The organism is Nonomuraea sp. NPDC004580 (assembly GCF_040609855.1).
GTDB classification, from domain to species: Bacteria; Actinomycetota; Actinomycetes; order Streptosporangiales; family Streptosporangiaceae; genus Nonomuraea; species Nonomuraea salmonea.
On record NZ_JBEXLH010000090.1, the window covers coordinates 16073 to 29508 of the forward strand.

Annotated in this window: 15 protein-coding genes and 1 riboswitch; of the genes, 11 read left to right on the forward strand and 4 right to left on the reverse strand. The window is 72.4% G+C overall.

The genetic code is table 11. The annotated features are described in order from the left end of the window. Both ABZW11_RS43435 and ABZW11_RS43440 read right to left on the reverse strand, forming a co-directional pair. Positions 1–2415 carry a helicase-associated domain-containing protein gene (locus tag ABZW11_RS43435; RefSeq protein WP_355431439.1) on the reverse strand — a complete coding sequence of 805 codons (2415 nt, stop codon included), beginning with the start codon at positions 2413–2415 and terminating at the stop codon, positions 1–3. Between the two features lie 78 nt (positions 2416–2493). Continuing rightward, positions 2494–2988, reverse strand: a complete 495-nt coding sequence (locus ABZW11_RS43440; protein ID WP_355431442.1) for an ATP-binding protein — start codon at positions 2986–2988, stop codon at positions 2494–2496. 229 nt (positions 2989–3217) lie between these two features. Between ABZW11_RS43440 and ABZW11_RS43445 the strand changes: the two genes are divergently transcribed. From ABZW11_RS43445 to ABZW11_RS43470, 6 genes are all read left to right on the forward strand, one after another. Continuing rightward, positions 3218–4039 (forward strand): helix-turn-helix transcriptional regulator, encoded by an 822-nt coding sequence (locus ABZW11_RS43445; protein WP_355431478.1) that lies wholly within the window; start codon positions 3218–3220, stop codon positions 4037–4039. Beyond that, entirely contained in the window at positions 4040–4276 is a 237-nt protein-coding gene (locus tag ABZW11_RS43450) for a DUF397 domain-containing protein (protein ID WP_345400620.1), read from the forward strand. Between the two features lie 87 nt (positions 4277–4363). Beyond that, positions 4364–4639 (forward strand): hypothetical protein, encoded by a 276-nt coding sequence (locus ABZW11_RS43455; RefSeq protein ID WP_355431445.1) that lies wholly within the window; start codon positions 4364–4366, stop codon positions 4637–4639. 44 nt (positions 4640–4683) lie between these two features. Next, positions 4684–5442 carry a hypothetical protein gene (locus tag ABZW11_RS43460; RefSeq protein WP_355431449.1) on the forward strand — a complete coding sequence of 253 codons (759 nt, stop codon included), beginning with the start codon at positions 4684–4686 and terminating at the stop codon, positions 5440–5442. 20 nt (positions 5443–5462) lie between these two features. Then, positions 5463–6344 (forward strand): maleylpyruvate isomerase family mycothiol-dependent enzyme, encoded by an 882-nt coding sequence (locus ABZW11_RS43465; RefSeq protein WP_355431452.1) that lies wholly within the window; start codon positions 5463–5465, stop codon positions 6342–6344. Further along, positions 6344–6607 (forward strand): sigma factor, encoded by a 264-nt coding sequence (locus tag ABZW11_RS43470; protein WP_355431455.1) that lies wholly within the window; start codon positions 6344–6346, stop codon positions 6605–6607. Before ABZW11_RS43465 ends, ABZW11_RS43470 begins: the two co-directional genes overlap by 1 nt. 40 nt (positions 6608–6647) lie before the next feature. On the opposite strand, the gene ABZW11_RS43475 is transcribed toward ABZW11_RS43470, so the two are convergent. After that, positions 6648–7229 carry a histidine phosphatase family protein gene (locus tag ABZW11_RS43475; RefSeq protein ID WP_355431457.1) on the reverse strand — a complete coding sequence of 194 codons (582 nt, stop codon included), beginning with the start codon at positions 7227–7229 and terminating at the stop codon, positions 6648–6650. A 37-nt stretch (positions 7230–7266) separates the two neighbouring features. Next, positions 7267–8178, reverse strand: coding sequence for a TIGR03621 family F420-dependent LLM class oxidoreductase (locus ABZW11_RS43480; RefSeq protein WP_355431460.1), 912 nt, complete (start codon positions 8176–8178; stop codon positions 7267–7269). Positions 8179–8236: 58 nt separating this feature from the next. On the opposite strand from ABZW11_RS43480, the gene ABZW11_RS43485 reads away from it, so the two are divergent. The 5 genes from ABZW11_RS43485 (at position 8237) to ABZW11_RS43505 (ending at position 13258) form a co-directional block, all read left to right on the forward strand. Continuing rightward, a complete protein-coding gene (locus ABZW11_RS43485) occupies positions 8237–9004 on the forward strand; it encodes a phytanoyl-CoA dioxygenase family protein (protein WP_355431463.1) in 768 nt (255 codons plus the stop codon). After that, on the forward strand, positions 8989–9945 hold the full coding sequence (locus ABZW11_RS43490; protein WP_355431466.1) for a phosphotriesterase-related protein: 957 nt from the start codon (positions 8989–8991) through the stop codon (positions 9943–9945). Before ABZW11_RS43485 ends, ABZW11_RS43490 begins: the two co-directional genes overlap by 16 nt. Next, on the forward strand, positions 9942–11162 hold the full coding sequence (locus ABZW11_RS43495; RefSeq protein WP_355431469.1) for a cytochrome P450: 1221 nt from the start codon (positions 9942–9944) through the stop codon (positions 11160–11162). Before ABZW11_RS43490 ends, ABZW11_RS43495 begins: the two co-directional genes overlap by 4 nt. Before the next feature lie 49 nt (positions 11163–11211). Beyond that, positions 11212–12075, forward strand: a complete 864-nt coding sequence (locus tag ABZW11_RS43500; RefSeq protein ID WP_355431472.1) for a Gfo/Idh/MocA family oxidoreductase — start codon at positions 11212–11214, stop codon at positions 12073–12075. Positions 12076–12082: 7 nt separating this feature from the next. Then, positions 12083–12202, forward strand: a riboswitch (cobalamin riboswitch). 72 nt (positions 12203–12274) lie between these two features. Further along, positions 12275–13258 (forward strand): ABC transporter substrate-binding protein, encoded by a 984-nt coding sequence (locus ABZW11_RS43505; RefSeq protein ID WP_355431475.1) that lies wholly within the window; start codon positions 12275–12277, stop codon positions 13256–13258. Positions 13259–13436 lie beyond the last annotated feature (178 nt).

Here is a 13436-nt window from a genome sequence, read left to right on the forward strand (position 1 = left end):
TCAGTACGCCCCCCGCACCTCGACGATCTCGGCGAGCGGGAACTCCAGGTAGTCGCCCGCCTCCTCGCACCAGGCGTCGAGCGCGCCGCCCTTGAGCTCGCCGTGGCTGATCGTGGCGGTCAGCCCGTCGGCGAGCGTGATGCCTGCCCGCACGCCGCGATCGACCACGAACCCGAGCAGCGACTGCTGCGCGGTCGGCAGCCGGGTGGCCATGCGGCCGATGATGGCCCAGGTGCGGCCGTTCCTGTCGTCCTCGGGCCGGCCGGCGGCGAGCAGCCTGCGGGCGTGCTCGTACGGGTCGGGCGCGGGCTCGGCCAGCATGTAGGGGGGCGTCTCGGTGATGCCGGGAAAGTCGGACAGCTCGGCCACCTGCCCGCCGGGCAGCAGGATGAGCTTGCCGCCCGCCGGCTCCTCCGGGCGCGCCCGGTGAATGGTGATCTCCCCGGTGTCGGAGACCGGCACGGGGGAGTAGCCGACCTCGCGCAGCGCCGACAGCGTGCGGTCGGCGGGCGCCTTGCTCACCAGCACCGTGGGCGCGAGCAGCCGCAGCCCGAGCCGGCCGAGGCGGCGGTGCGCGGCGATCTCGGCGAGCAGCGCGGTGTCGGTGGCCTGGATGACGCAGCCGGCCGTGGTGACCGTCACCTCGCCGTGGCGCCGCGCGGTGTCGCGCACCAGGTATTCGAGCGGCTGCGGGATCGTGCCGACCGCGGCCAGCTCGTCGAGCAGCGTGTCGGCCTCGTAGCCCTGGTCGAGCGCGCGGCGCACGCTCTCGGTGGTGAAGCGCCACACCGAGGCCGCGCCGCGCGACTCGCGCTCGGCGGTGCGGTCGAGCAGCGCCGCGAGCTCGGCCGAGGGCGGGCCGGTGACGACGGCGGTCAGGTCGGGGCCGAACAGCGCGCTCCTGCGGACACTGGCCAGCGCGCGGGTGGCCGCCTCGGCCAGCATGGGGTCGTGCTCGACCATGGGGACGGCGTCGTCGTTCTCGTCGCCGGGCCGCGCGGTGAGCCCGGCCAGCGCCCTGCCGAGGTCGGTCAGGGCGTTGTTGGCCAGCAGCCCGAGCAGGCGGGCCTCGTCGAGCACGGCGGGCGCGCAGGAGCGCAGCAGCCGCACGTCGAGCAGCGGCGCGTGCCAGTGGACGCCCGCGATGAGGCTGTCGCGCTCGGCGAACGCGGTGCCGGCGGGCAGGCCGGCCAGCACCGACAGCACGGCTCTGCGGATCTCGGCCAGCGTGCCGCCGATGGGGTCGTCGCCGAGCACGGTGCCGTACTTGCCGTCGATCTTGCGCAGGGAGGAGCGCTCCATGCGCCACCAGGCGGCCAGCAGCACCCGCAGCCGGGCCGACCCCTCGTCGAGCCGCCAGCGGTCGAAGCGCTCGGTGGGGATCATGCCGCCGGACGGCTCGTCCCAGGCCAGCAGCCTGGCCACGGCGCAGATCTCCAGCAGCAGGCGGGTCTCGTCCTCGTCGCAGCCGGTCTCCTTGGCCACCCTGCGGACCTCGCGCACGCCGACGCCGCCGGTCTTGAGCAGCGGCAGCGGCGTCTTGGACGTGTTGTCGAGCAGCGCCGCGCAGCGCTCGACGACGTGCGGCGCGGCCAGCGTCATGAGGTGGTCGACCTCTTCTGGGTCGACCGGGATGGTGGCGATCTCGGGGGCTTCCGGCCGGTAGGGCGGGTGGTAACCGGGGCCGCGCAGCCGGATCGCCACCTCGCGGGGGATCTCGGCGACGTGCCAGCTCGGCCGGAAGAGCAGGCCGTGGTCGGCGCACCACTTCTCGGGCGTGCCGGGGGTGACGAACGCGCCGCCGTCGACGTCGAGTGCGGGGCCGTCCCAGGCGAAGCGGTCGAGCAGCGGGACGGTGCCGGTGGGGGCGCCGGCGATGAGCGTGCGCAGGCGCTCGGCGTCGCTCAGCGTCTCGATGACGCGGGCGATCGTGCGGCGCTTGTTGCCCTGGGCGGGCAGGCCGAGCGAGCGGGCGAGCGCGTGGAGCGCGTCGTTGCTGATCGACCAGGAGTTGAGGTAGTGCTCAAGCGGCTCGCCCAGGCTGAGCGGGGCGGACCAGTAGCGGGTGACGCCCTCGGCGAAGCGGATGACGCCGTCGTCGCCCGGCCAGGCCAGGGCGTGGTCGTAGAGGTGTTCGAGCCAGGGGGTGACGTCTTCCGCACCCCTGTTGAGGAAGCGCGCGAGCGAGTCGGGGGTGGGGCGGGTCATGGCCAGGGCGGCCTCGGCGAGCTGCAGGCAGGGCAGCGGCAGCCGGCGCAGGGTCTCCATCACGGCGAAACCGTTGCCCAGGCGCTGGGCGAGGGTGTCGAGGCGCCGGGGCCAGGGCGCGGCGATGGCGTCGGGCCTGCTCGCCAGGATGCGCCCAAGCCTGTCCTCGTCCAGTGTTCGTAGCCAGCCGAGCAGGTGATCTTCCATCTGTCAGCACTCTCATGGGGTCGCGCGCGGGACTCACCGTGAGCCATGACCATCCACGGTAATGCAGATCACCCCCGGTCAGGAGAGGACTGCCCAGACGATCTTTCCGTGGGGCGCGAGTGCGGACCAGCCCCAGCGGAGGCTGAGCGATTCGACGATGTGGAGTCCGAGGCCGCCGGTGTCGAGGGGGCCAGGGTATCGCAGCGCCGGCACAGAGGAGCCTGGATCGGTGAAGGCGCTGGTGACGAGGGGGCCGCGGCGGACGAGTGACATGTGGACCGTGCGCTGCCTGCGCGGGTCGTCGAGGCACAGGCCGTGGCGCAGGGCGTTGGTGGCGAGCTCGGAGACCACCAGTTCCATGTTCTCGGCAAGCTCGTTCAGGCCCCAGCCGGCCAGCGTGCCGGCGGTGAGGCTGCGGGCGGAGTGGACCGAGGACGCCTCGGGCGGGAGCACGTACGTGGCGCTGGCCGACGGGCCCGGGACCAGGAGATCGCGAGCCGCCTCAGGCCACCAGCCGATCGGGGGCCACCAATCGAACGTGGTCCACTGGTCGTGCGCCGTGGTGGATTGCACGTGATCATTCTGCGACAAACTCTCGTGCAGGTGCAAGAGCGAATGCACGTGCAGACAACTCGTGCACGCGCTACGGTTTCCCTCAAAAGGTCAATATGGGGGAAAGGGGATCTTGTCCGCGGCCATGATCTTTCGGCCGTGAAGTGACACACTTGTGGCAAGGAAACGACCAAGGAGCAAGCACGTGTCGATTGATCCGCCCGGGACCGGTTCGACCGTTCGGCGCATCATGCTGGGGGCGAGCCTCAGGCGCCTCCGTGAGCGCAGCGGGCTCGACCGGGCACAGGCCGGATTCCACATCCGGGCGTCCGAGTCCAAGATCAGCCGCATGGAGCTCGGCCGCGTCGGCTTCAAGACACGTGACGTGGAAGACCTGCTCACCCTGTACGGCGTCATCGACGATGCCGAACGCCGTGCCCTGCTGGAGATGGTGCGCGAGGCCAACACCCCCGGGTGGTGGCACAAGTACTCGGCCGTGCTGCCGACGTGGTTCACCACGTACATCGGCCTGGAGGAGGCCGCGAGCGTGATCCGCACCTATGAGGTGCAGTTCGTGCCCGGTCTGCTGCAGACAGCCGCTTATGCGCGTTCTGTTTATCAGCTGGGCAACCCCGATGCGACCCCCGAGAGCATCGAGCGGCGCGTGCACATGCGCATGCAGCGCCAGGAGCGCTTCACCCGGAAGGACGGGCCCAAGCTGTGGGCCGTCATCGACGAGGCGGCGCTCAAGCGGACCATCGGCGGGCGGGAGGTCATGTCCGAGCAGCTCCAGCATCTGCTGGAAGTCGCCGCCCTTCCCAACATCACCATCCAGGTGATGCCCTTCAGGTTCGGCAAGCACGCCGCTGAAGGTGGCGCGTTCAGCATCTTGCGGTTTCCCGAGTCCGACCTGTCGGACGTTGTCTACGTCGAGCAGCTCTGGGGTGCCCTGTACCTGGACAAGCGTGAGGACGTCGACCCGTACCTCACGGCCATGGAGCAGTTGTGCGTGGAGAGCACCACGCCAGGAGGCACCGTCGAGCTCATCGGCGGTCTTCTCAGAAAGATGTAGATGAACCAGACCTACAACGGCATGCCTGCGGCCGACCTGACCGAGGTCGCCTGGCGCAAGAGCCGCTACAGCAACTCGCAGGGCAACTGCGTCGAGCTCGCGGAGCTCCCCGACGGGGGCATCGCGGTGCGCAACTCGCGTTTCCCCGACGGACCTGCCCTGATCTATACCCGTGACGAGATCCGGGCTCTGGTGCTCGGGGTGAAGGACGGAGAGTTCGACGGCCTGCTCGTGTAACACCGTGTTAACCTCCGGCGCGCCCGCTTAACGGCGGCGCGCCGGAGGTGTAACCGCCCGGCCTCCTCCTCCGGCGAGGATCGGGTCATGCTCGACCAGATGACCCTGTATCCGATCGCCGACGACGTGCTGTTCGCACCAGGCGGCAAGGTCGTGATCCGCACCTATGGTGTCGCGCCCGCGGCCGGCGGGGCCACCACGACGACCCCGGCCGGCGTCTCCTACCGCACGTGGGTGACCGGCATCAGGGACCAGCCGCGCTACTGGCACTGGGGCCATTTCGAGGACGCCGCCTCCGGGCATCGCAAGGTCCTCGAGTGGCTCACCGGCCGCGGCCCGCAGCCTTCCCAGGCACTCGTCTGATCGCTATCCTCGAAGCCAAGCAACCGCTTGGTAGAGGAGGCGCCGTGCGGCGCGCGATCCACCTGATCGAGGAGGTCGACTTCCGGCCGATGAACTCCAGGCGGCCCCTCGACTACCTCACCTGGCTGACCCGCTACAAGCGCGAGGACGAGAGCCGCACCGGGCCCACGCTCACCTCCGGCATGTCCATCAGGTCCCGCGAGATCGACCTGGTGGGCGCCTTCTACGCCGTCGGCATCACCGGCCATCCGCAGTTCAAGGCCGTCACGCTGTGGGACTGCCACGGCGGCTGGGACGGCGGGTGGCGGCAGATGATGGAGATCTACCAGGGCGTCGACGCCCGGCTGTTCCTGTCCGACATCGACGACCTGCGCTTCTCCGCCTTCTCCCGGCCGCTCGGCGCCGTCCCGGGCTGCCCGCCGCTGTCCGCGGCGCCCGCCGCCGAGCTCTACCTCTTCGAGAGCGCCCGCGTACGCCCCGGCGCCGCCCTCGACTACCTGCACGCCGTACGCACGGAACGCGCCCCGCTGCTCGCCGAGCACGGCCACACCCTGGCCGGCCTGTACGAGGTGCTGTTCTGCGACACCGAGGCGGTCACCCTCTGGGCCGTCTCCCTCGATGACCACCTCGCCACGCAGCGCGCCCGTGACGCCGCGCTCGGTCTCGACGACGAGGCGCCGCCCGACCCGCGGCTGCCGGCGTGGGCGAAACGCGCCCGCGACTATCTCGAAGGCCCCTGGCGTGAGACGCTGCTGGCACCGTTCCCCGGCTGCCGCCTGGCTCCGGGGGACCCGCCGGGTTAGCGTCGGCTGCGGAGGTGGCCATGACGGACTCGTACCTCTTCGACGGGCAGCGCCCTGACGACCACGTCGCCTCGTGCCCCGACTGCACCGCGGCGATCGCGCTGCTCGATCATCCCGAGGCCGCCGCCGAGCCGCCGCCCAGGCTGCGCGAGGCCGTGCTGTCGGGGGCGCGCCGCCGCCGTACCCCGGCCGCGATGGGCGTGGCCGTCGTCGCCGTCCCGTACGCCGAGCAGGTCGCGCTCATGGACGACCTGCTGGCCGAGCTGAGCCCGGCCCAGTGGGACGCCCCGGTCCCCAAGCACGGCACGGTCAGGGGCATGGTCGAGCACCTGACGGCCAATGACGCCACCGTGGCCAGGTTCATGGGCGTCCGGGGAGCCTCCGCGCAGACCGCGCACCGGCGCTGGCGCGAGCAGGCGGGCTCGCTGCTGTCGCGCGTGTCGTCGGGCAGCGAGGTGCTGCTCGGCGTGGAGGTGGCGCTGGCGGGCGCGCGGCCGGCCCGCGCGCCCCTGCGCCAGGCCATGATTCAGCGCACGTTCGAGACCTGGACGCACGCCGACGACATCAGGGCCGCCACCGACCGGGCCAGGGCCGCGCCGAGGCCCGAGCACGTGCACATGGTCGCCGAGTTCGGGCTGGCGCTGCTGCCGCGCGCGCTGCGCGGGCCGCGCCGCGACGTCTCGGCCACCATCGTGCTCACCGGGCCGGGCGGCGGCACCTGGACGATCCCGCTCTCGCCCGCCTCCGACCACGTCGCCGTGCTCATCTCGGCCGACGCCGCCGGCTTCTGCCGGCTGCTGGGCAACCGGTGGCCGCCCGGCGCCTTCCCGTACGCCGCCGAGGGCGACCCCGCGCTCGCCCGTGACCTGATCGCCGCCGCCGCGACCCTGGGATGCGACTGATGAGCGACATGGACCTGTGCGCGCGCCTGACCGCCGGCGACCTCGACGCGCTGGCCGACGCCTACGACCGGCACGGCCCGTACGTGTACGGCGTCGCGGTCAAGGTCACCGGCAGCCCGGCGCACGCGGAGGAGGTGACGCAGAGCGTGTTCGTCGCCCTCTGGGAGCAGCCGCTGTCGTACGACCCGGCGCTCGGGTCGTTGCGCGGCTGGCTGGTGAGCAGGGCGCTGCACGAGTCGGCCCTGCGCGCGAAGGTCGGTTAGCCCACGGTCAGCTCACGGTCAGCCCACGGTCAGCTCACGGTCAGCTCACGGGGGCGTTCCAGGTCAGCAGCACCGGCTCGGCGTGCTCGTACCCGAGCCGCGAGTACGTGCCGGTGTCGAGCTTGAGCAGCCGCCCCTCCTCGGGCGCGAGGCCCAGCCAGCGGGCGGCCAGCACGCGCAGGAAGTGCCCGTGCGCCACCAGCGCCACCCGCCCGTCCACCGCGCGGGCCCGCTCGATCACCCGGCCGGCGCGCACCGCCACCTCGGAGGCGCTCTCGCCGGGATGGTCGGCGTCGCCGGGGATCACGCCGTCACGCCACAGGTACCAGCCGGGCCGCGTCTCGCGGATCTGCGGCGTGGTGATGCCCTCATAGCCGCCGTAGTCCCACTCCCACAGGTCGGGGTCCACCTCGTACCCGCTCAGCCCGGCCAGCTCCGCCGTGCGTGTCGCACGCTGGGCGGGGGACACCAGCACCAGCTGGAAAGGCTCCTTGACCAGCGGCGCCAGCGCCCTGGCCTGTACCTCGCCGTGCTCCGTCAAAGGCAGGTCCGTACGGCCGGTGTGCCTGCCCGCCTTGCTCCACTCGGTCTCTCCGTGCCGGAGCAGCAGCATCTCGTTCATGGCCCCATCATCCGGCACGGCCCCGAGCCGCCCGCCGTCAGGTGCCCGCCAGCTCCTCGGCGACGGGCTCGAAGGCGGGCAGATCGCGCTCGTGGTGCAGCACGAAGTAGGACAGGTCGTGCTCGTCCCGCCAGTGGCGGAGCTGGTCCGCGATGTCCTGCCGGGTGCCGAGCAGGAGGTGCGGGGTGCCCTCCAGCGGCGCGGTCCGCGCGGCGCTCCACGACGCATCGGCCTTGAGCTCGCCCACCGCCATCACGCTCGTGCCCAGCTCCAGGCGGGGGTAGCGGTCACCGGCCGCCTCCTTGACGACGGCCAGCCTGGCTTCGAGCGCGGCGGGGCCGCCGTCGCGTACGTCGGGGCCGCTCCCGTCGGGCAGCACCCGCAGGGTGAGGTTGACGACGTCGGCCTCCCGGGCGGCCAGGCGGATCATCCTCGCGCCGCCCGCGCCGATCACCAGCGGCGGGCGGGGCCGCTGCACGGGCTTGGGGCGCTGGTCGAGGCCGGTGACGCGGTAGTGCCGCCCGTCGAAGCTGAACGGGCCCTCGCCCCAGAGCCCCTTGAGCACGTGCAGCGCCTCGCGCAGCCGCTCGACCCGTACGCCGGGCGGCTCCAGCCGCAGCCCCGCGCCCGCGTAGTCGGCGGCCATCCAGCCGGTGCCGATCCCCACCTCAAGACGCCCGCCCGACAGCACGTCCAGCGTGGCGGCCTCCTTGGCGAGCACGGCGGGATGCCGGAAGTCGTTGGCGAACACCAGCGTGCCGACCCGCAGCCGCTCGGTGGCGCACGCGGCCGCCGTCAAGGCCGCGACCGGCGCGAACCTGTCGCCGGTGAGGTGGTCGGGCGCCAGCAGCACGTCGAACCCGGCGCCCTCCAGCCGCCTGGCCTTCTCCGCCCACGCGCGCCCCGACTCCGCCTGCCTGACCACCGCGCCGAACCTGAACCGCCGCATGGCCCCGAGTGTAGACACAGGTCTTACCAAGCGCTTGCTCTGGTGCGAGACTGTGTCCATGGAGATCCCGGTACGGGAGGCGACCGCCGCCGAGGCGGACTTCTTCGCCGCGCACGGCTGGGTCAGGCTGAGCCGGCTGATCGACCCCGCCACCGCCGCCGCACTGCGCGAGCGCGCCCTGGACCACCTGCGCGAGCGGTCCAGGGAGCACCGCGGCCCGGTGGACGTGGCGTTCGGGCAGTCCAGGGACGTCGCCGCGACCGACGAGGCGTTCGCCGCCCTGGCCCTGCACCCCCAGATGGGACGCAACGCCGTCCGGCTGCTGCACGGCGTGCGGGCCGTTCGCGTGCAGGTCACCAACCTGCTCGTCAAGGAGGCGGGCGAGCACGGCGCCACGGAGTTCCACCAGGACTTCCCCTGGATGCCGATGGACCGCTCGGCCATGCTCACCGTCTGGCTCGCCCTCGCCGACGTGCCCGCCGACATGGGGGCGCTGCGCTTCTACGCGGGCTCGCACCGCCACGGGCTGCTCGGCCGCAGCTTCACCCGCCCGGATGACGACCAGCTCACCCAGCACCCCTGGCTGAAGGAGCTGGAGCTGTCGCCGCCGCTCGACCTCATGGCCGGCGACGCGACCGTGCACCACGCGCTGACCGTGCACGGCGCGCCCGCCAACCGCCATGACCGCCCCCGCCTGTCCTTCACCGTCACCTACTTCGACGCCGACGCCCTCTACACCGGCCTGCCCTACGCCCAGACCGACGGGCTCGGCCTCCAGGTCAACCGGCCGTTCGAGCACGGGAGGTTCCCGTGCCTGAAACCGTGACGGGCCCGGTCGCCGAGCTCGGGGCGACGCTCATGCACGAGCACGTCTTCGGGCTCAGCCCCGAGATCCTGTGGAACTGGCCGGACATCCCCGAGGGCTGGGACCTGGAGACCCGCGCCCGCGAGGCCGCCGCCAAGCTCGACGCGCTCAAGGCGGCCGGCATCGACACCATCGTGGATCTGACCGTGGTCGGCCTCGGCAGGTACGTCCCCGCCGTCCAGCGGGTGGCCGAGCTGACCTCGGTCACCATCGTGGCCGCCACCGGGCTCTACACCTACGACGCGCTGCCGCCGTACTTCGGCAACCGCGGGCCGGGCTCGCTGTTCGGCGGGCCGGACCGGCTGGCCGAGTTCTTCGTCCGCGACCTCACCGAGGGCATCGGCCGCACCGGCGTCAAGGCGGCCATGCTCAAGTGCGCCTCCGACCGGCAGGGCATGACCGAGGGCTGCCGGCGGGTGTTCAGGGCGGTCGCCGAGGCCCACCTGGCCACCGGGGCGCCCATCACCACCCACTCGCACAGCGCCTCCAGGGGCGGGCTGGAGCAGCAGAAGCTGCTCGCCTCGCTGGGCGTGGACCTCGGCCGGGTGGTCATCGGCCACGCCGGCGACTCCACCGACCTCGCCTACCTGGAGGAACTGGTGGCGAACGGGTCCTACCTCGGCATGGACCGGTTCGGGATCGACACGATCCGCCCGTTCGACGACCGGGTGGCGGTCGTGGCCGCGATGTGCGAGCGCGGCCACGCCGGTCGCATGGTGCTCGGCCACGACTCCTACTGCTTCAACGACCGCTTCGACGACGCCGTCGTACGCCGCCGCCACCCCCGCTACCACCTGCTCCACATCTCCCAGGACGTGCTGCCCGCGCTGCGCGCCAGGGGCGTCACCGAGGAGCAGATCCACCAGATGCTCGTCGGCAACCCGCGGAGGATCTTCGGATGACCGAGCCGGCGACCCTGGGCGACTTCGACGTGAGCGCCGCCTGGCACGTGGCCGGCCCGTACCCGTTCCTGGCCAGGCTGCGCCGCGAGGCGCCGGTGTTCCGCAGCGCGCGGCTGGGGGCGTACGTGCTGACCAGGTACGCCGACGTGCGCGCCGCGTACGGCGACCCGCGCCGCTTCTCCTCCAAGGGCTCGCTGACGATCTCCCGCAGCCTCACCCAGGAGACCCGCGACAAGCTGGGCGAGCACGGCTCGTTCCTGTCGAGCTTCGTGGCCAACGTGGATCCGCCCGACCACACCAGGCTGCGCAGGTCGGTGTCGCGGGCGTTCACGCCGCGCGCGGTGGCCGCGCTGGAGCAGGAGTTCCGGCGGCTGAACGAGGACCTGCTCGACCGCCTCGCCCCGCGCGGCACCACCGGCCGCGCCGCCGACTTCGTCACCGAGATCGGGCACGAGCCGTCGGTCAAGCTGACCGCCCGCTTCATCGGCGTGCCCGAGGAGGACGAGGCGTTCGTGCAGGCGCACGTCAAGGACTGGTTCCAGCTCTTCCTGTCACCGCAGCCGCCACAGCGGCAGCTTGAGCTGGCCGCGAGCTTCCTCGACTACCTCGCGTACGTGGACCGCCTGGTGGCCGAGCGTGCCGCGCGCCCGCGCGGCGACTTCACGTCCCTGATGACCTCGCTCATCGGCGCCGAGCTGACCCACCGCGAGGTGGTCGAGCTGATCTCGACGATCCTGCTCGGCGGCAACGACACCGTGCCGAACCAGCTCGGCAACACCGTGCTGCGGCTGCTCAGGGAGGGCCGCTGGCCGGTGCCGGAGCCGCTGCTGGCGGGCGCGTCGGAGGAGTGCATGCGCATCGACGGGGCCTCGCTGGGCTCGTTCAGGTACGCGGCGGAGGACGTCGTCCTGCACGGCGTGACGATCCCGGCGGGCTCGCTCGTGCTGCTGTCCACAGACTCGGCAGGACACGACGAGAGCGTCTTCCCCGAGCCCGAGCGGTTCGTGATCGACCGGCCCAACGCGGCCGACCATCTCGTCTTCGGCTACGGCATCCACTTCTGCGTGGGCGCGGCGCTCGGCCGGCTGCAGCTGCGCACGGCGCTGGAGGTGCTCGGGCGGCGGCTGCCCGGCCTGCGGCTCGTGGCCGGGCAGGAGATCGCGTATCGCAGGTCGCTCGTGGGCCGCGGGCTGACCGCCCTGCTCGTGGAGTGGTGATCTTCTCCTCTATGGTGGGAAATATCCTGATTTCCTGAGGAGGACGTGCATGGAGCCGGTGGCGGTCGGACTGATCGGTGCGGGACCCTGGGCGCGCATGGCGCACGCGCCCATGCTGGCCGAGAGCCCGCACACGCGGCTGGCCGGCGTCTGGGCCCGCCGCCCCGAGGCCGCCGCCGAGCTGGGCGCGCCGGTGTTCGAGCGGGTCGAGGAGCTGTTCGAGCACTGCGAGGCCGTCGCGTTCTGTGTCCCGCCCGCCGTCCAGGCCGAGTACGCCGTCCGCGCCGCCCGCGCGGGCAAGGCGCTGCTGCTGGAGAAGCCGCTCGCCGACTCCCTCGACGCCGCCGAGCGCGTCGTGGACGCCGTCGCCGAGTCGGGCGTCGCGACCCAGATGGTCTTCACCATGCGCTACACCGCCGCCACTCGCGCCTTCCTGGCCCGCTGCGCCGAGGTCGAGCCGTTCGGCGGGCACGCCGCCAACATCTCCGGCGCGCTGCTCGGCGACCACCCCTTCGCCACCCCCTGGCGGCTGGAGCGGGGTGCCCTGCTCGACGTGGGACCGCACGTGATCGACGTGCTCGACGCCGCGCTCGGCCCCGTCACCGGCGTGCGCGCGCACGGCCACCCGCTGCGCTGGATCGGCCTGCTGCTGGAGCACGAGGGCGGCGCGGTCAGCGAGGCGTCGCTGAGCATGGCCGCGGGCGGCGACGTGCCGCCGTCCACCATCGCCGTGTACGGCCGCACCGGCAACGCCGTCCTGCCGCCCCGCGACGGGGACGACGACCACTTCGCCAGGGTCGCCGAGGAGTTCGCCGCCACCGTCCGCAAGGGCGGCGGCCACCCCTTGGACGCCGCACACGGGCTGCGCATCCAGCGGATCATCGCCGAGGCGGAGGCCCAACTCGCCCCTTGACGCGGCGGGCGTATGAGGGATTGATAGCGTTTGCCCGACGCGCAGAGCGCAGCGAAGTCCGGTGAAAGTCCGGCGCTGTCCCGCAACTGTCATAGCCAGGTCGCCTGCCTCCGCGCCGACGCACATCAACCCTCGTGGAAAAGGGTGATCCGTCACTACCAGCGGGTCTCTCGGTTCCAACAGTGTGAAAGGACTACTCGTGAGGCCCGTACGCACGGCCTTCGCGGGCGCGCTGCTGGGAACGCTCGTCCTGGCCGGTTGCGGCCAGACCGGCACCACAGCAGGCCCTGGCGCAGCCCCCACCTCAGCGTCCGCCGCCCCCTCGGCCCCCGTCCCCTCCGCCGCCGGCTTCCCCGTCACCGTCGAAGCGGCCAACGGCAAGGTCACCATCCCCAAGCGGCCCGAGCGCATCGTCTCGCTCTCTGCCACCCACACCGAGACCCTCTACGCCATCGGCGCGGGCTCCCAGGTCGTCGCCGTGGACGACCGCTCCAACCATCCGCCTGAGGCCCCCAAGACCGACCTGTCCGGCTTCAAGCCGAACGTCGAGGCCATCGTCGCCCAGGAGCCCGACCTCGTGATCCTTTCCGACGACCTCGACGACGTCGTCTCCGAGCTGGGCAAGGTGAACGTGCCCGTGCTCCACCAGCCCGCCGCCACCGGGCTGGACGAGGCGTACGAGGAGATCTCCGAGCTGGGCGCGGCCACCGGCCACCAGGACGAGGCCGACAAGGTCGTCACCGGCATGAAGACCGCCATCGACGACCTCGCCGCCAAGGCGCCCAAGGACACCAAGCTCACCTACTACCACGAGCTCGACCAGACCCCCTATGCCGTTACGTCCAAGACGTTCATCGGGCAGATCTACGGCCTGTTCGGGCTCACCAACATCGCCGACAAGGCGCCCGACGCGGCCGGCGGCTACCCCAAGCTGTCCGCCGAGTTCGTCGCCCAGGCCGACCCCGACCTGATCTTCCTCGCCGACGTCAAGTGCTGCCGGCAGAACAAGGACGCGCTGGCCGCCCGGCCCGGCTGGAAGAACCTGTCCGCCATCAAGAACGACCGGGTGACCGAGCTCGACGACGACATCGCCTCCCGGTGGGGTCCGCGCGTGGTCGACCTGGCCAGGAGCATCGGCGAGGCCGTCACCAAGGCCACGGCGAAGACCGACGGCACGGGCTGACGATGGCCAAACCCGCCGATCCCGCGCGGGCTGACGCGGCGGCACCGGCCGGGTCCGCGCGGACTGACGTGGCGGGGCGGGCCGGCCCCGCCCCGCCCCCCCCCCCCCCCGCCCGCGCCCCGCGCGGGCGGGCGGGGGGGAGAGCGCCCATAGGAAATCCACACAACCAAAACGACAA

Bases quoted from the DNA above. Each gene is read 5' to 3' on its own strand.
- ABZW11_RS43450 (WP_345400620.1), top strand. From the start codon at position 4,040: ATGAACCAGACCTACAACGGCATGCCTGCGGCCGACCTGACCGAGGTC.
- ABZW11_RS43475 (WP_355431457.1), bottom strand. From the start codon at position 7,229: ATGAACGAGATGCTGCTGCTCCGGCACGGAGAGACCGAGTGGAGCAAG.
- ABZW11_RS43445 (WP_355431478.1), top strand. From the start codon at position 3,218: ATGCTGGGGGCGAGCCTCAGGCGCCTCCGTGAGCGCAGCGGGCTCGAC.
- ABZW11_RS43495 (WP_355431469.1), top strand. From the start codon at position 9,942: ATGACCGAGCCGGCGACCCTGGGCGACTTCGACGTGAGCGCCGCCTGG.
- ABZW11_RS43480 (WP_355431460.1), bottom strand. From the start codon at position 8,178: ATGCGGCGGTTCAGGTTCGGCGCGGTGGTCAGGCAGGCGGAGTCGGGG.
- ABZW11_RS43435 (WP_355431439.1), bottom strand. From the start codon at position 2,415: ATGGAAGATCACCTGCTCGGCTGGCTACGAACACTGGACGAGGACAGG.
- ABZW11_RS43455 (WP_355431445.1), top strand. From the start codon at position 4,364: ATGCTCGACCAGATGACCCTGTATCCGATCGCCGACGACGTGCTGTTC.
- ABZW11_RS43470 (WP_355431455.1), top strand. From the start codon at position 6,344: ATGAGCGACATGGACCTGTGCGCGCGCCTGACCGCCGGCGACCTCGAC.
- ABZW11_RS43500 (WP_355431472.1), top strand. From the start codon at position 11,212: ATGGAGCCGGTGGCGGTCGGACTGATCGGTGCGGGACCCTGGGCGCGC.
- ABZW11_RS43465 (WP_355431452.1), top strand. From the start codon at position 5,463: ATGACGGACTCGTACCTCTTCGACGGGCAGCGCCCTGACGACCACGTC.
- ABZW11_RS43485 (WP_355431463.1), top strand. From the start codon at position 8,237: ATGGAGATCCCGGTACGGGAGGCGACCGCCGCCGAGGCGGACTTCTTC.